This is a genomic window from Rhizobium halophilum (assembly GCF_021648825.1).
Lineage (GTDB): Bacteria > Pseudomonadota > Alphaproteobacteria > Rhizobiales > Rhizobiaceae > Neorhizobium > Neorhizobium halophilum.
Genome location: NZ_JAKJHS010000001.1, coordinates 122,119 through 141,337 on the forward strand (window position 1 = coordinate 122,119; position 19,219 = coordinate 141,337).

20 protein-coding genes are annotated in these 19,219 nt (G+C 60.6%); 15 read left to right on the top strand and 5 right to left on the bottom strand.

What is annotated here, in order from left to right:
- The first annotated feature begins 5 nt into the window (after nucleotides 1-5).
- From LXM96_RS00635 to LXM96_RS00650, 4 genes are all read left to right on the top strand, one after another.
- Nucleotides 6-347, top strand: coding sequence for an ArsR/SmtB family transcription factor (locus tag LXM96_RS00635; protein ID WP_239996295.1), 342 nt, complete (start codon nucleotides 6-8; stop codon nucleotides 345-347).
- The gene (locus tag LXM96_RS00640; protein ID WP_239996296.1) at nucleotides 344-790 is read left to right on the top strand and encodes an SRPBCC domain-containing protein; all 447 of its coding nucleotides are present in this window, start codon (nucleotides 344-346) and stop codon (nucleotides 788-790) included. Before LXM96_RS00635 ends, LXM96_RS00640 begins: the two co-directional genes overlap by 4 nt.
- Before the next feature lies 1 nt (nucleotide 791).
- Nucleotides 792-1,259: an SRPBCC family protein gene (locus tag LXM96_RS00645; RefSeq protein ID WP_239996297.1), complete on the top strand. Its 468-nt coding sequence runs from the start codon at nucleotides 792-794 to the stop codon at nucleotides 1,257-1,259.
- Between the two features lie 86 nt (nucleotides 1,260-1,345).
- Nucleotides 1,346-2,890: an MFS transporter gene (locus LXM96_RS00650; protein ID WP_239996298.1), complete on the top strand. Its 1,545-nt coding sequence runs from the start codon at nucleotides 1,346-1,348 to the stop codon at nucleotides 2,888-2,890.
- Nucleotides 2,891-2,911: 21 nt separating this feature from the next.
- On the opposite strand, the gene LXM96_RS00655 is transcribed toward LXM96_RS00650, so the two are convergent.
- Together LXM96_RS00655 and LXM96_RS00660 are read right to left on the bottom strand one after the other, a co-directional pair.
- Nucleotides 2,912-4,372, bottom strand: coding sequence for a UdgX family uracil-DNA binding protein (locus tag LXM96_RS00655; RefSeq protein ID WP_239996299.1), 1,461 nt, complete (start codon nucleotides 4,370-4,372; stop codon nucleotides 2,912-2,914).
- Nucleotides 4,372-5,604, bottom strand: a complete 1,233-nt coding sequence (locus tag LXM96_RS00660; protein WP_239996300.1) for a putative DNA modification/repair radical SAM protein — start codon at nucleotides 5,602-5,604, stop codon at nucleotides 4,372-4,374. The genes LXM96_RS00655 and LXM96_RS00660 overlap by 1 nt, the downstream gene beginning before the upstream one ends.
- A gap of 231 nt (nucleotides 5,605-5,835) precedes the next feature.
- Between LXM96_RS00660 and greA the strand changes: the two genes are divergently transcribed.
- Genes greA through LXM96_RS00675 form a run of 3 tightly spaced genes read left to right on the top strand, consistent with a single transcriptional unit; the run spans nucleotide 5,836 to nucleotide 8,605 of the window.
- Complete coding sequence (greA, locus tag LXM96_RS00665; RefSeq protein ID WP_239996301.1) at nucleotides 5,836-6,312, top strand: transcription elongation factor GreA; 477 nt, start codon at nucleotides 5,836-5,838, stop codon at nucleotides 6,310-6,312.
- A gap of 11 nt (nucleotides 6,313-6,323) precedes the next feature.
- A complete protein-coding gene (locus tag LXM96_RS00670) occupies nucleotides 6,324-7,388 on the top strand; it encodes a glycosyltransferase family 4 protein (protein WP_239996302.1) in 1,065 nt (354 codons plus the stop codon).
- A complete protein-coding gene (locus tag LXM96_RS00675; protein WP_239996303.1) occupies nucleotides 7,385-8,605 on the top strand; it encodes a capsular polysaccharide export protein, LipB/KpsS family in 1,221 nt (406 codons plus the stop codon). The genes LXM96_RS00670 and LXM96_RS00675 overlap by 4 nt, the downstream gene beginning before the upstream one ends.
- A 57-nt stretch (nucleotides 8,606-8,662) precedes the next feature.
- Here the strand turns inward: LXM96_RS00675 and LXM96_RS00680 are convergent, their stop codons facing one another.
- A complete protein-coding gene (locus tag LXM96_RS00680) occupies nucleotides 8,663-9,157 on the bottom strand; it encodes an Lrp/AsnC family transcriptional regulator (protein ID WP_239996304.1) in 495 nt (164 codons plus the stop codon).
- A 232-nt stretch (nucleotides 9,158-9,389) separates the two neighbouring features.
- Between LXM96_RS00680 and trxB the strand changes: the two genes are divergently transcribed.
- The 4 genes from trxB (at nucleotide 9,390) to LXM96_RS00700 (ending at nucleotide 13,180) form a co-directional block, all read left to right on the top strand.
- Complete coding sequence (gene trxB, locus LXM96_RS00685; RefSeq protein ID WP_239996305.1) at nucleotides 9,390-10,364, top strand: thioredoxin-disulfide reductase; 975 nt, start codon at nucleotides 9,390-9,392, stop codon at nucleotides 10,362-10,364.
- A gap of 14 nt (nucleotides 10,365-10,378) precedes the next feature.
- Complete coding sequence (locus LXM96_RS00690) at nucleotides 10,379-11,275, top strand: LysR family transcriptional regulator VtlR (protein WP_239997165.1); 897 nt, start codon at nucleotides 10,379-10,381, stop codon at nucleotides 11,273-11,275.
- Between the two features lie 447 nt (nucleotides 11,276-11,722).
- Nucleotides 11,723-12,019 carry an ArsR/SmtB family transcription factor gene (locus LXM96_RS00695; protein WP_239996306.1) on the top strand — a complete coding sequence of 99 codons (297 nt, stop codon included), beginning with the start codon at nucleotides 11,723-11,725 and terminating at the stop codon, nucleotides 12,017-12,019.
- A gap of 39 nt (nucleotides 12,020-12,058) precedes the next feature.
- On the top strand, nucleotides 12,059-13,180 hold the full coding sequence (locus tag LXM96_RS00700) for an alkene reductase (RefSeq protein WP_239996307.1): 1,122 nt from the start codon (nucleotides 12,059-12,061) through the stop codon (nucleotides 13,178-13,180).
- Between the two features lie 81 nt (nucleotides 13,181-13,261).
- Here the strand turns inward: LXM96_RS00700 and LXM96_RS00705 are convergent, their stop codons facing one another.
- Complete coding sequence (locus LXM96_RS00705; RefSeq protein WP_239996308.1) at nucleotides 13,262-13,534, bottom strand: DUF2188 domain-containing protein; 273 nt, start codon at nucleotides 13,532-13,534, stop codon at nucleotides 13,262-13,264.
- A 165-nt stretch (nucleotides 13,535-13,699) separates the two neighbouring features.
- Between LXM96_RS00705 and LXM96_RS00710 the strand changes: the two genes are divergently transcribed.
- The 3 genes from LXM96_RS00710 to LXM96_RS00720 all read left to right on the top strand — a co-directional run bounded on the left by LXM96_RS00710 (nucleotide 13,700) and on the right by LXM96_RS00720 (nucleotide 17,346).
- The gene (locus LXM96_RS00710) at nucleotides 13,700-14,878 is read left to right on the top strand and encodes a calcium:proton antiporter (RefSeq protein WP_239996309.1); all 1,179 of its coding nucleotides are present in this window, start codon (nucleotides 13,700-13,702) and stop codon (nucleotides 14,876-14,878) included.
- A 139-nt stretch (nucleotides 14,879-15,017) separates the two neighbouring features.
- Entirely contained in the window at nucleotides 15,018-16,244 is a 1,227-nt protein-coding gene (locus tag LXM96_RS00715) for a PQQ-dependent sugar dehydrogenase (protein WP_239996310.1), read from the top strand.
- Between the two features lie 97 nt (nucleotides 16,245-16,341).
- Nucleotides 16,342-17,346, top strand: coding sequence for an SDR family oxidoreductase (locus LXM96_RS00720; RefSeq protein ID WP_239996311.1), 1,005 nt, complete (start codon nucleotides 16,342-16,344; stop codon nucleotides 17,344-17,346).
- A 65-nt stretch (nucleotides 17,347-17,411) separates the two neighbouring features.
- On the opposite strand, the gene LXM96_RS00725 is transcribed toward LXM96_RS00720, so the two are convergent.
- A complete protein-coding gene (locus LXM96_RS00725; RefSeq protein WP_239996312.1) occupies nucleotides 17,412-18,614 on the bottom strand; it encodes a pyridoxal phosphate-dependent aminotransferase in 1,203 nt (400 codons plus the stop codon).
- 236 nt (nucleotides 18,615-18,850) lie between these two features.
- Here LXM96_RS00725 and LXM96_RS00730 point away from each other — a divergent pair, with 236 nt between their 5' ends.
- Nucleotides 18,851-19,162, top strand: a complete 312-nt coding sequence (locus LXM96_RS00730) for a hypothetical protein (protein WP_239996313.1) — start codon at nucleotides 18,851-18,853, stop codon at nucleotides 19,160-19,162.
- Nucleotides 19,163-19,219: the final 57 nt, after the last annotated feature.

Below are 19,219 nucleotides of genomic sequence, written 5' to 3' on the forward strand. Positions count from 1 at the left end.
TAATAATGACCGATACCCTTTCGGAGACTTTTGCCGCCCTCGCGGATCCGACCCGCCGCGCGATCCTCGCGCGGCTGGCGAAGGGAGAGGCGACGGTGAACGAGCTGGCCGAACCGTTCGACATGAGCCTTCCGGCGGTCTCGAAGCATCTCAAGGTTCTGGAGAACGCTAAGCTGATCTCCCGCAGCCGCACCGCTCAATGGCGCCCTTGCCGGCTTGAGGCCGACACTCTGAAGACGGTCGACGGCTGGCTCGGCGGCTACCGCTCGCTCTGGGAGCACCGCCTCGACCGGTTGGAGGATTACCTCGCGACACTGAAGACGGAAGAGAAGGAAGAGCAAAGATGACGGAGAAGATGGAAATCCTCAACGACCGCCTGTTCAACGTCAGCCCCTCCACTCTCTTCAACGCATTCGCAGACCCAGAGAAGCTGACGCAATGGTGGGGGCCGCATGGCTTCGCCAACAGGATCGACCGGTTCGACTTTCGCCCTGGCGGTGACTGGCACATCACCATGACGGCGTCCGACGGCACCCACTTCGATAACCGCTCCACCTTCCAGGAGATCGTCCCCTCCGAGCGGATCGCTTTCCTGCACCACCTCCCCATGCACGTCTATACGATGGAGATGCGCTTCATCGCAGAAGGCGGCGGTACCCGCCTTCACTGGCGCATGCTCTTCGAACCGACCGAAGAAAACCTGCAGCTCAAGACGTTCATTGCCGCCGCCAACGAGCAGAACTTCGATCGCCTTGAAGCCCTCCTCCAACAGCTGAATCAAGGACGCTGACATGACGACAGGACAGGACAGTAACCGGATCATTGCAGTTGATCGCCTCATCTCCGCGCCTCCGGAGCTCGTCTTCAAGATGCTGACCGAGGCCCGGCACCTGGACAAATGGTGGGGGCCGGACGGCTTCATCACCGAGACGCATGAGATGGACTTTTCCGTCGGCGGGCTCTGGCGCTACACGATGCACGGCCCCGACAAGGATTGGCCGAACTGGATCCGCTACAAGGAGATCAGCCCGCCAAGCCGTATTGCCTATGACCATGGCGCCGAAGTCGGCGAACCGGCCTGGTTTGAAGGCGCCATTACGCTCGAGGCCGAGGGCGATGCCACCCGCATCACCATCACCCTCACCTTCCCGACCGCGGAAGCCCGCGAAGCAACGGTGAAGTTCGGTGCCGTGGAAGGTGGCCAGCAGACACTGGCGCGGCTCGATGCCTATGTCACGGCCCCGCTGACGCAGGCCTGATTATCGGCCTTTTGCCGCGCTCAAATTGGCTCTTGTCAAGTGCCACAACTTGAGGAAGTCTCCGCCCGATCTCCGGGAGAACAAACATGACGACAATCGTGCAAGTGCCTGGACCTGCAGGCAGGCGCGAATGGATCGGCCTGTCCGTCCTTTCGATCGCTTGCCTGATTTACTCCATGGATCTGTCGGTGCTGTTTCTGGCGGTGCCGGCGATCGTCGCGGATCTCGATCCGTCGGCCGCGCAACTCCTTTGGATCAACGACATCTACGGCTTCATGGTTGCGGGCTTCCTGATGACCATGGGAACGCTTGGAGACCGCATCGGTCGCCGCCGGGTCCTGTTGATCGGAGCATTCGCCTTCGGCGTCGCCTCGGCCCTCGCCGCCTTTTCGCAGACAGCCGGACAATTGATCGCCTCACGAGCGCTGCTAGGTATCGCCGGAGCGACGATCGCTCCCTCGACCCTCTCGCTGATCGTCAACCTCTTCCGCAATGAAGCGGAGCGAAACAGGGCGATCGGCATCTGGGGCACCGCGTTCGCATTGGGAGGTCTCGTCGGCCCGCTGATCGGCGGATTGCTGCTGCAGTACTTCCACTGGGGCGCAGTCTTCCTCATCAACATCCCCGTCATGATGGTCCTTCTGGCTGTCGCCCCCTTCCTCTTGCCGGAGTACAAGAGCGACGACGCCGGCCGCATCGATCTCGTGAGCGTGGTGCTGTCGCTGGCGACGGTTCTGCCTGTGATCTACGGCATCAAGCACATGGCTGCAGACGGGTTCGAGCTCATCCAGCTGCCATATCTTGCGGTCGGACTTCTCTTCGGCGCCGCCTTCATCCGCCGCCAGAAGCGGCTGGCTGATCCGCTGATCGATCTCGCACTGTTCCGGAACGCGGCCTTCAACGCGTCGCTGTTGGTCAATCTCGCAGGCATCTTCTTCGTCTTCGGCGTCTTCCTCTTCCAGAACCTCTTCCTTCAGCTCGTGCTGGGGCTCACGCCCCTGAAGGCGGCACTGTGGTCGGCGCCATCCGCTCTCGTCTTCACGATCATGTCCTTGCAGGCCTACCGCTTCACCAACCACTTCGGTCCGATCAGGACGGTGCTCGGAGGACTGGTGGTCAATGCGGTCGGCACGGCGGCCATGGCGGTGGCGGCCTATTCGGAAAGCCTGCTCGGCATCCTCGGCGCCAGCATGATCATCGGCCTCGGCTTCGTTCCCGTCATCCTCACGACAACCGGTCTGATCGTCGGCACGGCGCCGCCGGAACGGGCGGGGTCTGCCTCGGCGATCTCGGAAACAAGCGCCGAGTTTGGTGGAGCGCTCGGCGTCGCCCTCCTCGGCAGCCTGGCAACGCTCGTCTACCGGACGGCGATGAACGGCACCGATCTCAGGGGGCTCAACGCCCAGCAGGCGGAAGCAGTGTCGGAGACCCTCGCCGGTGCGGTGGAGACCGCACAGCAGCTTCCACTCTCGGCTTCGGCCATCTGGCTCCCGGCGGCAAAGAGCGGCTTCGCGCTGGGCTTCTCGCTCTGTTGCATCGTCGTTACCGCAACCCTGCTTCTCCTCGCCCTGCTTGCCCGCCGCGTCTATGCCGCTGCCCGGATCGACGAGAGCGCTTTAGCATCCCACTGAACCGGGCACGGCTCAACTGGCTCATGCAAAACCCGCAGCAAGCCTTTGAACGGACTCCATATCCTGACGGAAGCGGATCATTTCCTTCGCCTTGAGGCCTGGATCCGGAATGCGCAGCAGATAGGACGGGTGAACGGTCACGAAGAGAACCTGTCCATCCTCCATGGTCAGCGGCTTACTTCGGACATCCGCAAGCTTCTGCTTCTCGTCCGTCAGTGCAAAATAGGCCGTCGCTCCCATGGCGACGATCAGTTTCGGCTGCACGAAATCAAGCTCCTGCTTCAGCCACCAGCGGCATTGCTGGATCTCTCCCTGGTTTGGCTTCTGGTGGATGCGGCGCTTCCCCCGGGCCTCGTACTTGAAGTGCTTCACCGCATTGGTGACGTAGAGCGAGCGGCGATCGCGCCCGACCTCGCGCAGCACATCGTTAAAGACCTGTCCTGCCGGACCGACAAACGGCTTGCCGGCAAGATCCTCCTGGTCGCCCGGCTGCTCCCCGACGACCATCACCTTTGCCTGCTCCGGCCCCTGCCCGAAGACCGTCTGCGTTGCCATACAGTGAAGCGTGCAGCGGGTGCAGTGTCGCGCCTCCTGCCTCACAGCCTCAAGTGTTCCCGCAGGAGCAACATCAACAGCCGGTGCATTCGCTGCCGCCTCCTGCAGCCGATGGTGGAACGGGAGCGGCTCGCTTGCCGCCCTTGCCGCCATCTCCAGCACGCTGCGCTCGGCGTTGGCGATCAGGCCGGGAATGAGCTCCGCCTCCGGCAAATTCTTCCAGTACTTCTTCGGCATCTCCGCCGTCATCGCCTTCACCTTCAGGCGCGCCGGATTGAAGATGGAGGCGTAATACGTCCGCCACAGATCATCCGTCTCGTCTTTAAGGTCCGGCTTCTCCGCCGGCTCCGTGCTCGTGAGCAAGGTTTCGCCATCCCAGGAGGCGGATCCCTTGGGCGTCGCGATTAACCAGTCCATGTCGTTGAACCGGCGTTGGAAGAACGGCGCCACGCGCTCAACGATGAAATGATCAGGCTCGAACCAGGCGACGAAGCGCCGCCGTCCCGCCGTTCGCGGTGGCAGCGGCAATTCCTTGAAACGCACGAAGGCCGTCATCTTGTGATAGTCGCGCCCGACGGACTTCGCCATCTGCCGTGCTTCCACCACATCGGCATCGGCCGCCATTGCTAGTGTGTTTCGGTCGCGCGCCAGCCGGACGAGGAGCCGGTAGAGTAGCGCGAAACGCCGCGAATCACTGTGGCAAATAACGCCGCCCGCTAGCTTGATGAAGTCGGGCGGTACAGAAACCACGCCCACCTCCGGTTTCGGCGCCGGCAGGTCTTGGCGCTGATCGGCGAAGAGGCGGCCCATCGCATCCGGCGTCTGCCAGACAACCTCATCCGGGTCCACGCCCGCCTGGAGCAGTACGCGTGCAGCCTCCCGCCACTCGCCAAGATCGCCCCTGCCCTCCAGCGTGACCGTGTACATCAGAGCAACGACAGCTGTTCCGGCTTCGGCTCGAACATCGCCCGCAGATCGGGTCGGTCGACGAGACGATGCGGCGTCCAGCCATCTGCCGTGATGAAGGGCTGCACCTTCTTCAGCGACACGCCGAGCCGCTTCAGATCGTCCAGCCGCAGTCGCGAGAACCGGCGGGCCGAGATAATTGCCTTTACCGTCTTAGTGCCGAGGCCCGGCACTCGCAGCAGCATTTCCCGGTCGGCTCGGTTCACATCGACCGGAAATCGTTCGCGGTGGCCAAGTGCCCAAGCGAGCTTTGGATCGAGATCGAGGTCGAGCATACCGTCCGCCCGCGCCGACGTGATCTCGCCGATGTCGAAACCATAGAAGCGGTAGAGCCAATCCGCCTGATAGAGCCGGTGTTCGCGCATCAGCGGCGGCTTGATCAGCGGCAGGTTCTTCGATGAATCCGGAATGGGGCTGAAGGCGGAATAATAGACGCGCTTGAGGCCATAACTTCCGTACAGCCGGGCGCTCGTACCGAGGATCGTCGCGTCGTTGGCTCCGTCCGCCCCGACGATCATCTGCGTGCTCTGGCCAGCCGGTGCAAACCGCCGCTTCCGCTTCGTCTGCAGCGTCGGCTCGCTCATTTCCTCGATCTTGAGCCGCAGTTCGCCCATGGAGCGACGAATGCCATCCGGCTGCTTCTCCGGCGCATATCGGGTGATGCCGGCATCGGTCGGCAGTTCGATGTTAAGCGACAGCCGATCTGCGTAAAGACCGGCTTCCTCAATCAGATGCGGCGACGCCTCTGGAATGGACTTGAGATGAATATAGCCGCGGAAGTTGTGCGTCGTTCTCAGCTCCCGCGCAATTCGCACCATCTCCTCCATCGTGTGGTCGGAGGAGCGGATGATGCCCGACGAGAGAAACAGCCCTTCGATATAGTTGCGGCGATAAAACTCCAGCGTCAGCCAAATCACCTCCTCTACTGTAAACCGCGCCCGCTCAACGTTGCTGGACGAGCGGTTGATGCAATAGGCGCAGTCATAGATGCAGAAGTTCGTGAGCAGGATTTTGAGCAGCGAAATGCATCGCCCATCCGGCGCATAGGCGTGGCAAATCCCTGACCCCTCTGTTGATCCAAGGCCACCAGAGGAGAGCGAGCTACGTCTGACCGTGCCGCTAGAGGCGCAGGACGCATCGTATTTGGCAGCGTCAGAGAGAATGGCTAGCCGATCTTTTAGAGACTTCTTCATTAGACTGTTCACTAAATGTTCTTCCGGAGAAGGTCAATAGCGGAGCTGGCTTCTGCTTCACAACCTTGAAAGTGACGCCTGATGCACCATCTCGAAAATGCTGGAGTTTTCAGGGGGACCTCTGTTATAGTTCCAGAAATTTTGATGTGTGGATGGTTCCGAAGTTTTGCTCCGGAACCTGTTTCTTTTTGTGGCCGCGGCTAGCGCAGCCACAGCGTGAAGGACAAGAAGATGGTCGATAAGGTACCGATGACGCAGAACGGCTTTACCCAGTTGCAGGAGGAGTTGCGCTGGCGCCAGCAGGAGGAGCGTCCCCGCATCATCGAGGCGATCGCCGAGGCGCGCGCCCATGGCGACCTTTCCGAAAACGCGGAATATCACGCGGCCAAGGAAGCGCAGAGCCACAACGAAGGCCGCATCACTGAGCTCGAAGATCTGATTGCGCGCGCCGAGGTTATCGACCTGTCGAAGATGTCGGGTGACAAGATCAAGTTCGGGGCCACCGTCAAGCTCGTCGACGAAGACACAGAAGAAGAGAAGACCTACCAGATCGTCGGCGACCAGGAAGCCGACGTGAAGGCAGGCCGCATCTCCGTCTCTTCCCCCATCGCCCGCGCGATGATCGGCAAGGAAGCGGGAGACTCGATCGAGGTCAACGCACCGGGCGGCTCGAAGGCCTACGAAATTCTCTCGGTTTCCTGGGGCTGACGGTCGAACGGTTGGCTTCGCTTCGCGATATCACGGTCATCGCCCCGCACTTCAAGCGACGCCTTTCCGGCGTAACGTCGACGGTCGTTCAGCTCGTTCCAGAACAGGTTCGGCTTGGCCGGTCGATCGTGACGCTTGGACCTGGACTTCCTGATCACCTGCCGAAGTTGCGCTGGCGACAGTTCCCCGGACTTTGGAGACGGCCTGAGGGCAAACAGGTGCGCGTGTGGCACGCGCGCCGCAACAATGAGATGCTGGCAGGGATCGTGCTGAAGCACCTACTGCGCACGCCGCTGAAGCTGCTTTTTACATCCGCTGCACAGCGTCGGCACACGGGCTACACCAGATGGCTGATCCGCCAGATGGACGCTGTTGTGGCCACCAGCGTTCGCTCGGGCTCCTTCCTTGAGGTGCCACACACGGTGATTCGCCATGGGGTAGACCTCGACGTCTTCCGTCCCCCTCAGGGAGATGACGACACGATCGGCGCGACCGGGCTTCCTGGTAAATATCTAGTCGGATGCTTCGGCCGCGTCCGTCATCAGAAGGGTACAGACCTCTTCGTACGCGCGATGATCGAGCTCTTGCCGCAGCATCCAGAGTGGACGGCAGTGATCTGCGGCCGCGTAACCGTGGAGCATCAGGCCTTCGGCGACGAGTTGAAAGCCGCCGTCGTCGCCGCCGGTCTGGCCGACCGAATCCGATTTCTGGGCGAAGTGGACGACATCAAGCCGTGGTACCGCCGCCTGACCCTTTACGTTGCACCGTCCCGCAACGAAGGTTTCGGGCTGACCCCTCTCGAGGCTATGGCATCGCAGACGGTGGTGGTCGCGAGTGACGCCGGGGCCTATGCAGAGCAGATTGTGATGGGCATTACAGGAGCTGTAGCCCCTGCTGGCAACTATGAGGCTCTACGAGACGCAATTGCCAGCTATCTTGCTGACCCAGATCTCGCCTCTCGGTCGGGCAAGCAGGCGCGAGAGCACGTCGTTCGGAATTTCGGTTTGAGCAATGAGGCTGAAGAGTTGGAGATCGTATATGAGGCTCTACTAGCGCCGGCTGGGCTCGAACGATGACCCGCATTGAATTCATTGGACACAGCAAACACCTTGGCAGAGTTGGCGACTCTGCGGAGGGCGCTGTCCTCCTCGTACCGCTCAAACTTCACCAGATCATCAGCCAACTCCTCGAGCGGGAGGGATGGCGGACTTTGGTCGCTTCCGCGGTCGGCCGCCATGACGTTGTGGATCTGCGACCACTGGTGGAGCGCAATCTGCTGCGCCGGCGTATTCGCCTCGGCTGGTTCTACGGCAGACCACTCGTGGCAGCGCTCTATCGAACATTCACCCTTGCCCGGGCGCGCGTCGCGGCTCGCCTCGTCCAGTCGCATCTGGATGAACACCCCGGCGCTCGTGTCATGGCGTTCAATGGCTTTCTGATACCCGACGCGCTGGCCTTGGCTGTAGGCGAGGCGTTGGGGCGTGAGCGCATGGTCCTCGAACAAGGGTTCTTTCCCGCCACCAATCAGTACGACACCCGAGGCATAAACTACGACAGCAGTCTTCCGCGAGATCCGGCCTTTTATCGGATGGTGGCACACCGTGTCCCTGCAGACATACCTGCTGGTCTCGTGCATCGCATCTCCAAGCAGAAGCATACCAAACCCGCGACGATGCCGGGGCGCTATGTCTTTGTTCCGTTCCAAGTCCCCAGCGACATGCAGGTGCTCGCTCATTCTCCGTGGATCCGGGACATGGTGCACTTCTACGAGGTTATTGCCCGGCTGGCCGACAAGCGCCCCGACCTTAACTTCGTCGTAAAGGAACATCCGAGCTTCCCACTATCGATCCAGGACCGCGTCACGAAGCACCACCGCATCTGGTTTGCGAACCACAACGAGACACGAAGTCTGATCGAAGGTGCGCAGGCGCTTATCGTCATCAACTCCACGGTCGGGCTTGAAGGTCTTTTCCTTCAGAAGAAGGTCGTGACGCTAGGCAATGCACCCTACAATGTGGAAGGTCTCGTTCTTCATGCGGAGGATGAAGAGGCGCTTCTCGCGGCCGTCGACGTCCTTGATACCTGGACGCCAGATCCGGATCTGCGGGCGGCTTACATTCGCTATGTCTATAACGTATTCCTGTTGAAGGGCGACCACAAAGCACCAGACGACCAATTCCTGTCCGCACTCCGCAGGCGCGCAGCCCGCAAGGATGAGCATAGCCTCCGACTAGAAGAATTCGCAGCAGTCTTGGGCCGAGATAGCACCATGTCCGCGACAAAAGACGTGTGACCTGGATCGGAGCGAGGAGCGACCCCTCCTTAGGCCGATCTTGCTACCGTTACCGCCTCAGACGCGGGCACTGTCAGGCGGCGCCTGAACCTCAACCAAACCCAGCTTCTTTACCTGTCGGATCGTCAGCATTGTCCTCACTGTATCCACGTGCTCGTCTGCCGTCAGCACCTCCATCACGAAATCCTGGAAGACGCTGAGGTTCTGGGCGGTGCAACGTAGAAGGAAGTCGCTGTCGCCGGAGACCATCCAGGCCTCCCGCACGATCGGCCACTTTTCCACGCGAGAGGCAAACGACTTCAGATCCCCGTCGGCCTGGCGCTTCAGTCCGACCATGCAGAATGCGACCAGGTCAAAGCCCATCTTGGGTCCATTGAGGAGCGCATGATAGCCTTCGATGACGCCAGCCTCTTCAAGCTTTCGGACTCGGCGAAGGCATGGAGGCGCGGAAATACCAACCCTCTCGGCAAGCTCCACGTTGGTCATCCGACCATCCTGCTGCAGCTCGCGCAGGATCTTGATATCGATGGCGTCCAGATCGGCGCGAAACACAGTCGTCCCCTTTGGTTTTGGCAAGCTTTTAGCCGAACTCGCCTGCAACGCAAGGCGAGCAACGGGCATATCCCTGCACAGGATGCAACTGTTCTGTTATTAACGCAGGGCTGCTCTTGATGTAGCGCATGGATAAACCTTAAATGCCCCAAACATAGCGGTAGATTGAGATCCGCATCCCCATATGAGGGGTGCGCATTCGCGCCACGCTCTACCGGCTGAAAGGAAGGCCATGTCTGCCCGTCACACCCAAGTTCTCATCATTGGCTCTGGCCCTGCCGGCTATACGGCCGCGATCTACGCCGCGCGTGCCATGCTCAAGCCCGTTCTGATTGCCGGCATGGAGCAGGGTGGGCAGTTGATGATCACCACGGATGTCGAAAACTACCCGGGCTTTGCTGATCCGATTCAGGGTCCCTGGCTCATGGAGCAGATGCTCAACCAGGCGACGCATGTCGGCACTGAGATCGTCAATGACCTGGTAACTGAGGTGGAGCTTTCCCGCCAGCCCTTCACGGTTCGCACCGACTCCGGCGCCATTTGGACGGCAGACACCCTGATCATCGCCACGGGTGCCAAGGCCAAGTGGCTGGGCATCGAGAGCGAGCAGCGCTTCCAGGGCTTCGGCGTCTCGGCCTGCGCCACCTGCGACGGCTTCTTTTATCGCAACAAGGACGTGATCGTCGTGGGCGGCGGCAATTCTGCCGTGGAAGAGGCGCTTTATCTCTCCAACATCGCCAAGACGGTTACGGTCGTGCACCGGCGCGAAAGCTTCCGGTCGGAAAAGATCCTTGCCGAACGCCTTTTCCAGCGCCCGAACGTCCAGGTGTTGTGGAACACGGAAATTGCAGAGATCACAGGCGAACCCGCCAAGCCGCCGATGCCGCCATCCGTAAACGGTGTTCGCCTGCGCGATACCCGCACCGGCGTCATCAGCGACAAGATCATCGACGGGGTGTTCGTCGCGATTGGCCATGCGCCAGCCACGGAACTCTTCAAGGACACGCTCAGGGTGAAGCCGAATGGATACCTCTGGACGGCACCGGATTCCACGGCAACCAGCATGCCGGGCGTGTTTGCTGCCGGCGACGTCACCGACGATACTTTCCGCCAGGCAATCACGGCAGCCGGCATGGGCTGCATGGCTGCACTCGAGGCCGAGCGGTATCTCGCAGGAATCCAGCCGATCGCTGAAGCCGCGGAGTGACCTGAAGCATGGTGATGCCTCTCGACTGGGACAAGTTGCGTATTTTTCATGCAGCAGCGGAGGCTGGATCCTTCACCCATGCCGCTGACAAGCTGCATCTTTCCCAGTCAGCCATCAGCCGCCAGGTCAGCGCGCTTGAGCAGGATGTGGGTGTCAAGCTTTTCCACCGCCACGCGCGTGGTCTGATCCTCACCGAGCAGGGTGAGCTTCTTTATCGCACGGCCCATGATGTGCTCCTCAAGCTGGAGATGGTGAAGGCTCAACTGACCGAAACGACGGACAAGCCCTCCGGGAAATTGCGGGTCACCACGACCGTCGGGCTAGGCCAGGGCTGGCTTACCGATAAGGTGCAGGAATTCCTGCAGCTCTATCCCGATATGTCGGTCCAGTTGCTCCTCGACAACGAGGAACTTGACGTCAACATGCGCCACGCGGATTGCGCCATCCGCCTGCGCCAGCCGCAGCAATCCGATCTCATCCAGCGCAAGCTGTTTACCGTTCACATGCACGTCTACGCCGCACCGTCGTACATCAACCGCTTTGGCGAGCCGCACACGATCGAGGATTTGGACAACCATAAGATCATCACCTTCGGGGAACCCGCACCGAATTATCTGCTGGACGTCAACTGGCTGGAACACGCAGGACGGTCTTCGGACAACCCGCGCATCCCGCACCTTCAGATCAACAGCCAGACATCGATCAAGCGCGCATGCCTACTCGGCATCGGCATTGCTGTGCTTCCCGATTATATCGTCGGGCGGGATCCTGGCCTGATCCAGCTACCCCTGGCCGCCGACATACCCTCCTTCGACACCTATTTCTGTTATCCGGACGAGATAAAGAACGCAGCTAAGCTTAAGGTTTTCCGTGACTTTGTAGTCTCCAAAGCGCGCAACTGGAATTTCTGAACCAGACATGCCTCAAGGCTGATGCGAAAGTGTTGCGCGTGTCGCATGGCTCCCCTGCACATTTATTCATTGTTCCCTGCACAAAAAACCACCATATCGCACACAGCTGATGCACACACGGTGGCTTTCCTCCCAGTTCCACCGCACCAGCTGTTCCCCTCTGGAGGTTTTTGACCTTCACACTTATAGGGCCCCGGAGTAATCTGGTGGCCCTTTTTTTTTACCCCCACCCTCAGATCTTGCACTTGCGTGCGGTCCGGCCTGCTCCATATGCAAGGTCGGCTGCGGGCATGCGACTCCCTCGCTTCTCCAGCTGTTCCCCTCTGGAGGTTTACACCTTCATACCTCAGGGCTGATCTCCGGCCCTTTTTTTTGCTCTGCCCCTTAAAATCGATGAATAGCGATTTAAATATCGGCTATGGACGATTTAGATATCGTGGAAGCCGAATGGATAAGCTAGAAGTTCTCAAGGCACTTGCGCACCCGGTGCGGGTTCAATTTCTCGAATGGATGCGCGAGCCGGAAAAGCACTTTTCATCACAGGCCCATCCGCTGGCCATGGGAATCTGCGCCAATCAATTCGAAAAGCGGTGCGGCCTGTCGCAGTCGACAGTCTCCGCCCACCTCGCCACGCTGGAGAAAGCGGGGTTGGTGACCACCAATCGCCTCGGCCAGTGGTCGTTCTACCGTCGCGATGACGAGACAATAGAGGCTTTCATCCACGAGCTGAAAGATACGCTCTGACTACCTCCCGCATGCTCTCAAAGAAGCAAGGAATTTCCAGTGACCACACTTTTCGACCCGATGAAGCTCGGTGACATTGACGTCTCTAACCGCGTCGCCATGGCACCGCTGACGCGCAACCGCTCCCCCAAGGCCATCCCCAACGATCTGAATGTCACCTATTACGAGCAACGCGCCGGCGCGGGCTTGATCATCACGGAGGGCACGCCGGTCACGCAGCAAGGTCAGGGTTATTCGGATGTACCCGGGCTCTACCTGCCGCAAGCAGTCGACGGCTGGAAGAAGGTGACCGCCGCTGTTCACGCAAAGGGCGGCAAGATTGTCACACAGCTCTGGCATGTCGGCCGCGTTTCGCACACGTCCTTGCAGCCTAGCGGCGCGGCTCCGGTCGCCCCTTCTCCTGTTCCAGCGGGCGGCAAGACCTTCATCATCAATGATGACGGCACCGGCGCTTTCCTTGAGACATCGGAGCCACGCGCGCTGGAGGCATCCGAGATCGCGGAGATCGTTGAGGATTTCCGAAGGGCTGCCCGCGCCGCGCTCGACGCCGGATTCGACGGCGTAGAGATCCACGGCGCCAACGGCTACCTGATCGACCAGTTCCTGAAGACGGGCGCAAATCAGCGCACGGACGAATACGGCGGTTCGATCGAGAACCGGACCCGCTTCCTCCTGCAGGTGGTGGATGCGGTGACGCGGGAGATTGGTCCGGGTCGCACCGGACTGCGTCTTTCGCCGACGACCCCAGCGAACGGCATTTCTGACAAAGATCCGCAGGCGCTCTTCAACTACGTCGCGGAGCAGCTAGCGACACGTGAACTGTCCTTCATTCATGTCATCGAAGGCGCGACGGGCGGCGAACGCGGCTTCCAGTATGAAGGCACCACGTTCGACTACGAAGCATTCAAGGCGGCATTCCGGAAGGCCGGCGGCAAGGCAGCCTGGATGGTGAACAACGGCTACAACCGCGAATCCGCAATGCAGGCTGTGGAAAGTGGACGCGCAGATCTTGTTTCCTTCGGTCGACTTTTCATCGCCAACCCAGACCTGGTGGAGCGCTTTAAGTCTGGCACAGTACTGAACGAGCCGGATCGCGACACCTTCTATGGCGGCGGCGCCAAGGGTTATACGGACTACCCTTCCCTGCAATCAGCTGCTTGATCCCGAAAGGGCGCCGTGAGGCGCCCTTCTCCTGTCACCCCTTCGCTACGGACTTGAGGGCGATCGAGCGGGCGTGCCCCGCTAGGGCAGTTGGTTCGGCTGGTCGTCCGCGTCGGTGTCGACAACTTCTGCCTCGGGGCGGTCTCCGCCGTCGCTATATTCGGTGTGCCACACGCCGTTGGCATCCTGCCAGCTGATCTCCTCCGGTTCGCCGCCAACCTGCTGCTCCGCCGCCACGATCCGTGCGGCTTGCAAGGCATCGGAATGCGTCGCGAACGTCTCCGAATAAACATCGTCCAGCCGATAGGCCCAGCCTCCGTCGTGCTCGACGATCTTGTAAACAACCTTGGTCATCTGCCCTCCTGTCATTGTTATACCCGACGCCGGATAGCCACGGCGCGGCGGTCATGAAGAAAGCGCAGGCGTACAGCATTGTTCCAGATGAGGCGTACGCTCTCAGTTGGTTAAACGTAACACGGCTTGCTTCGAATGTGCAGGCTCCGCCCAAGCGCAGGGTTGATGGCTGCTGCTGCTGCCATAGATGAAGGCGGATACCAGGAGTTGCCAGTGGCGCTGCCATCCGCGTTGAAGCAAGAGAAACTTCTTCCGATCTCCGCCGTAGTCGCTGTGTTCGTCTTCTTTCTCGAACACAGCCTGCTGGAAATGGGACGGACCATCGCATTGATAGCGGCCGCAGGCCTTATCGTGGTTATAGTGCTAGCATCCACCCGCGTCGCCCATCACGCTGAAGTGCTGGCCCGTAAGGTCGGGGATCCTTATGGCACGATGATCCTTACACTATCGGCCGTTGCCGTCGAGGTGCTGATCCTCGCCATCATGATGCGCACCAGCACGTCGCCGACGCTGGTGCGGGATACGATCTACGCGGCGGTTATGCTGGACATCAACGGCATTCTGGGGCTGGCGGCGCTGCTGGGCGGACTGCGGCATGGCGAACAGGCGTATAACGACGACTCCAGCAAGACCTACAGCGTCATGATCCTCACAGCCATGGGCATATCCATGGTGGTTCCTGAATTCGTCCCGCGCGACCGGTGGCACCTGTATTCCGGCTTCACGATCGCGGCGATGATTGCCCTATATGCGCTGTTCCTGCGCATGCAGGTCGGCACCCACAGCTACTTCTTCAGCTACAGCTATCCGCGCAGGAAGCAATCAGCGATGGAGGGGTCTGCGCCCGCCGATCTTCCCGTCGAATCCAAGCACGAGGCGGCGGAGGAGGAATCCACTGCCTTTTCGATCGGCGTCATTCTTTTCGGTGTTGTAGTCATCGGCGCGCTCGCTGAGTTCATGTCCGTCTTCCTCAACTCCGGCCTTGAGGGAACGGGCGCGCCGCCGACCCTTATGGCAGTTGTTGTGGCCTCAATCTCCGCCGCACCAGAAATCCTGACCGCTTTGCGAGCTGCGTTGCGCAACAGGATGCAGGCAGTGGTGAACATCGCACTGGGCGCCTCCTTGTCGACAGTGATCCTCACAGTGCCGGTCATGGAAGGAATCGCCCTCTACACCGGGCAGCCATTCATGATGGCAATGACCTCCGTGCAGACTGTGATGGTGACAATCACGCTGATTGTTGCGGCGATCAACCTGAACGACGGGCAGACTAACGCCATTGAAGGGATGACACACTTCGTGCTGTTTGCGACGTTCGTGATGCTGACCGTTCTAGGGCTCTAGCGGCGGGCCTCGGTCTCACGCGGATAAACTATTGTTGACCACTCCGTGGGCGTTCCATACCCGCGGACGCCCTAGATCAGCATGACACGGAGCCAGCCAGATGTGCTGCTCCTCTGCTTGACGAAAAGGGAGCGATCAGATGAACCGACTGCCACTTCTGCTTTCAGCCACGATCTTGTCCGCTGCGTTCGCGGCATCGCCCGCGCAAGCGCAAGAAGCGCGCGACTCCGTCGTCACCGCTCCGCCGAACGCGCCGGATCAACAGCCGGCCTTCGAAGGCCAGACGCGAGCCCCGCAACCGCCCCAAACGCCGGAACTGAAGACGGAAGTCGTTGCCGAGGGGCTGCCCCATCTCTGGGCCATGGAATTCCTGCCGGATGGGCGCATGCTTGTGACCGCCAAGCAGGGCGCCATGCACATCATCTCAGAGGATGGTGAAGTCGGACCGGAGATCGAGGGCGTACCAGAGGTCTTCGCCCGGGGCCAGGGCGGTCTTTTGGACGTTGCTCTCGGACCGGACTTCGAATCCTCCGGAATGATCTACTTCTCCTTTGCAGAGCAACGCGAGAACGGTAACGGCACATCTGTCGCCTCCGCAAAGCTCGTAGCGAACGACGAGGGTGGCGGTTCACTCGAGGATGTGCAGGTCATCTTCCGTCAAACGCCAAGCTATGACGGGGATAAACACTTTGGTTCGCGCCTCGTCTTTGGGCCAAACAACGAGCTTTATGTAACGGTGGGCGAGCGTTCCGATCGCGAGCCGCGCGTGCAGGCTCAGGAACTGTCCAGCGGGCTTGGCAAGATCTTTCGCATCAATGCGGACGGAGAAGCCTTGGAAGATAATCCTTTCGTTGGTCAGGAGGATGCCCTGCCAGAGATATGGAGCCTAGGTCATCGTAATCTTCAATCGGCAGCTCTGGACGGCGAAGGTCGTCTCTGGACGGTGGAACACGGTCCCAAAGGGGGCGACGAGTTGAACAAGCCGGAGCCCGGCAAAAATTATGGCTGGCCTGAAGTTACCTATGGTGTTGAGTACAGCGGGGATGCAGTGGGCGAAGGTGTCACGCAAATGGCGGAGACGGAGCAGCCCGTCTACTATTGGGACCCGGTTATCGCTCCCTCGGGCATGGCGTTTTATGACGCACAGGCCATCCCGGAGTGGCAGGGAGCATTCTTGGTCGGCGGGCTCGTATCGCAAGGATTGGTGGTTCTTCACATGGAAGGAGACCGCGTCCAGTACGAGGAACGCGTTCCACTCGATGCGCGTATCCGCGACGTCCGCATAGGGCCCGACGGCGCCGTCTATGCCGTGACCGAACAGCGCGGCGGGGGTGGATCGACTATCGTGAAGATCACGAAAGCCTGACGACCACCTCCCGTTGCAGCAGCGTTCAACGCTTCGTGAAGTGCCGGAACGGTCGAGCAGGCCTCTGGTTGGGACCAGGCACCAACTGGAGACTCATATGACCAATCACGAAGTAGATCCCACGCGCCGTCTGGTGCTGGGCGGCCTGTCGACAGGCGTCGCCGCCGCCGCTTTCTCGGGCACGGCGAACGCCCAGCAGTCCGCTGCCACTCCGGCAGCGGAGCCGCTGCAGGATCCTACCACCAAATACCCGCAGCCACCCTTCCCCCGTCAATCGCAGGAATGGCCAGGACTGACCAGCCGCATGGATCCGGTTCCTGACCATGGTGAGGAAACCTATCGCGGGTCCGGACGCCTCACCGGGCGCAAAGCCCTGATCACCGGTGGTGACTCCGGGATCGGTCGCGCAGCAGCGATCGCGTATGCGCGCGAAGGCGCCGATGTCGCGATCGGCTATCTGGAACCCGAGGAGCCGGATGCGCAGGAGGTCCTAGAGCTCATCCGCGCCGAAGGCCGAAAGGCGGTCGCGCTTCCCGGCGACATTCGCGACGAGGCCTTCTGCAAGCAGATCGTCGCCGATGCCGTCGAGCAGTTGGGCGGGCTCGACATCCTCGTCAACAATGCAGCGCGCCAGCAATCGGTGGCTTCGCTTGCGGACCTGACGACGGAGCAGCTCGACAACACGCTGAAGACCAATGTTTACGCGATGTTCTGGATCACGCAGGCGGCCCTCCCCCACCTGCAGCCCGGCTCGACGATCATCAACACCACGTCCGTCGTGGCTTATGATCCGCCCGAAAATTTGCTGGATTATTCAGCCACCAAGGCGGCGATTGAAAACTTCACGAAGGGTCTGGCCAAGCAGGTTGCGACGAAGGGAATCCGCGTCAATGGCGTGGCGCCCGGTCCGTTCTGGACGCCGCTGCAGCCAAGCGGTGGACAGCCGATCGATGCGCTGGCCCAGTTCGGCTCTGACACGCCTCTTGGCCGTCCGGGCCAGCCGGCGGAACTTGCGAGCATCTACGTGTTGCTCGCGTCCCCCGGATCCAGCTATTCCACCGGACAGATCTTCGGGGCGACCGGCGGCAGCGGTGGCCCGTAATCCACACGAGCCTTAAATGACAAAGCCCGCCAACGGCGGGCTTTGTTGATTAGGCATCCGTAAAGTCAGCGGCAGGCGGCGCAGAAGCGCTGGATGCGCCGGCAGGCTTCCTCGAGCTGCTCCTCCGAGGTCGCGTAGGAGATACGGAAGTTCGGCCCAAGACCGAAGGCCGAGCCATGGACGACGGCCACACCCTCCGCTTCCAGAAGCTCGGACACGAAATCCTCGTCCGTCTCGATGATCTTGCCCGAGGGCGAAGTCTTGCCGATCAGCCCTTCGCAAGAAGGATAGACATAGAAGGCCCCTTCCGGAACCGGGCACTTGATGCCTTTTGCCTGGTTCAGCATGGAAACCACAAGGTCGCGGCGGCCTTCGAAGATCTTCTTGTTCTTCGCAACGAAGTCCTGCGGCCCGTTCAGAGCCTCGACCGCTGCCCATTGCGCGATCGAAGAGGCACCCGAGGTCTGCTGACCCTGGATCATGTCCATGGCCTTGATCAGCTCGATCGGGCCGGCCGCATAGCCGATCCGCCATCCGGTCATCGCATAGGCCTTGGAAACACCGTTCATCGTCAGCGTCCGGTCATAAAGCTTCGGCTCGACCTCGACCGGCGTCACGAATTTGAAGTCCCCGAAGGTCAGGTGCTCGTACATGTCGTCGGTCAAGATCCAGACCTGCGGATGCTTCAGCAGAACGTCCGTGAGCGCCTTCAGCTCATCGTGGCTGTAGGCGGCGCCGGTCGGGTTCGACGGCGAGTTGAAGATGAACCACTTCGTCTTCGGCGTGATGACGCTTTCCAGCTCCTCTGCCGTCAGCTTGAAATTGTTCTCCTGCTTCGTCGAAACGAAGACCGGAGTGCCGCCGCAGAGCGCTACCATCTCGGGATAGGATACCCAGTAGGGCGCCGGTATGACGACTTCATCCCCCGCGTTGAGCGTGGCCATGAAGGCGTTGAAAAGAATCTGCTTTCCGCCGGTGCCGACGATCGTCTGCTCCGGCTTGTAGTCCAGCCCGTTCTCGCGCTTGAACTTGGCAGCGATGGCCTTGCGCAGCTCGGGGATCCCCGCGACCGGCGTGTACTTCGTCTCGCCGCGATTGATCGCCTCGATAGCTGCCTTCTTGACGTTGTCCGGCGTATCGAAATCCGGCTCTCCGGCGCCAAGCCCGATCACGTCGCGACCCTTTGCTTTCAGGTCCCGTGCTTTCTGGGAGACGGCGATGGTAGCGGATGGCTTTACGCGGGAAAGTGCGTCGGCAAGGAAGGCCATGATATCGGGTCCTGAAGGGTCTTGTTGAACAAGGCGAAACCGCGCGCCGATCCCGCCTCAGGCTGTATGTCGAATGTATCTGGGGGATTCAAGCCGAAAGCGCAGATTGATCGATGTCTTGCCTATTCCCGCGTGAGAAGCCTCACGCATCACCCGTAGGCGATCCAAATCTCACCGCCTCAAATCCGCCCTTCTTGCAGCGTCTTCTGCTCACAGGTGCACATACCTGGAGGCGGATGATGTTCATCGACGACCAGAGGAAGACGGGTCGCCCCCCACTGTTGAGCTCGCCATTTCTACTCGCCTTGATCGCCCTGATCGGGTGTGGCCTCATGTTGCTTGCCGTGATCAAGCCATCCCAGGTTCAGACCGTCTCCGCATCTCCCTTCCCGTCGGTAACCGCGCTCCATGTAGCAACGTTGTTCTCCGATCCCCGGATCGTTTTTGTCCTGCTTCTGGGCGGCTTCGTCGTGATGGCGGGTGGATGTTTTATCCTCTCGCGGCGCAGCCTGCGGGACGCGGTCAAGGCAGCATCTCGGCACCGATAGCCCATCCACGACTGGCAGTACCGCCACGGTCTCTCCGCCCTTGTAGCCGCAGAACGT

Excerpts from the sequence above, each read along its gene's own strand:
- LXM96_RS00660 (WP_239996300.1), bottom strand. The coding sequence starts at position 5,604 with ATGAAGAAGTCTCTAAAAGATCGGCTAGCCATTCTCTCTGACGCTGCC.
- LXM96_RS00640 (WP_239996296.1), top strand. The coding sequence starts at position 344 with ATGACGGAGAAGATGGAAATCCTCAACGACCGCCTGTTCAACGTCAGC.
- LXM96_RS00655 (WP_239996299.1), bottom strand. The coding sequence starts at position 4,372 with ATGTACACGGTCACGCTGGAGGGCAGGGGCGATCTTGGCGAGTGGCGG.
- LXM96_RS00650 (WP_239996298.1), top strand. The coding sequence starts at position 1,346 with ATGACGACAATCGTGCAAGTGCCTGGACCTGCAGGCAGGCGCGAATGG.
- LXM96_RS00705 (WP_239996308.1), bottom strand. The coding sequence starts at position 13,534 with ATGACCAAGGTTGTTTACAAGATCGTCGAGCACGACGGAGGCTGGGCC.
- LXM96_RS00690 (WP_239997165.1), top strand. The coding sequence starts at position 10,379 with ATGCCTCTCGACTGGGACAAGTTGCGTATTTTTCATGCAGCAGCGGAG.
- LXM96_RS00645 (WP_239996297.1), top strand. The coding sequence starts at position 792 with ATGACGACAGGACAGGACAGTAACCGGATCATTGCAGTTGATCGCCTC.
- LXM96_RS00695 (WP_239996306.1), top strand. The coding sequence starts at position 11,723 with ATGGATAAGCTAGAAGTTCTCAAGGCACTTGCGCACCCGGTGCGGGTT.
- greA (WP_239996301.1), top strand. The coding sequence starts at position 5,836 with ATGGTCGATAAGGTACCGATGACGCAGAACGGCTTTACCCAGTTGCAG.
- LXM96_RS00710 (WP_239996309.1), top strand. The coding sequence starts at position 13,700 with ATGGCTGCTGCTGCTGCCATAGATGAAGGCGGATACCAGGAGTTGCCA.
- LXM96_RS00675 (WP_239996303.1), top strand. The coding sequence starts at position 7,385 with ATGACCCGCATTGAATTCATTGGACACAGCAAACACCTTGGCAGAGTT.
- LXM96_RS00730 (WP_239996313.1), top strand. The coding sequence starts at position 18,851 with ATGATGTTCATCGACGACCAGAGGAAGACGGGTCGCCCCCCACTGTTG.
- LXM96_RS00715 (WP_239996310.1), top strand. The coding sequence starts at position 15,018 with ATGAACCGACTGCCACTTCTGCTTTCAGCCACGATCTTGTCCGCTGCG.
- LXM96_RS00635 (WP_239996295.1), top strand. The coding sequence starts at position 6 with ATGACCGATACCCTTTCGGAGACTTTTGCCGCCCTCGCGGATCCGACC.
- trxB (WP_239996305.1), top strand. The coding sequence starts at position 9,390 with ATGTCTGCCCGTCACACCCAAGTTCTCATCATTGGCTCTGGCCCTGCC.
- LXM96_RS00720 (WP_239996311.1), top strand. The coding sequence starts at position 16,342 with ATGACCAATCACGAAGTAGATCCCACGCGCCGTCTGGTGCTGGGCGGC.
- LXM96_RS00725 (WP_239996312.1), bottom strand. The coding sequence starts at position 18,614 with ATGGCCTTCCTTGCCGACGCACTTTCCCGCGTAAAGCCATCCGCTACC.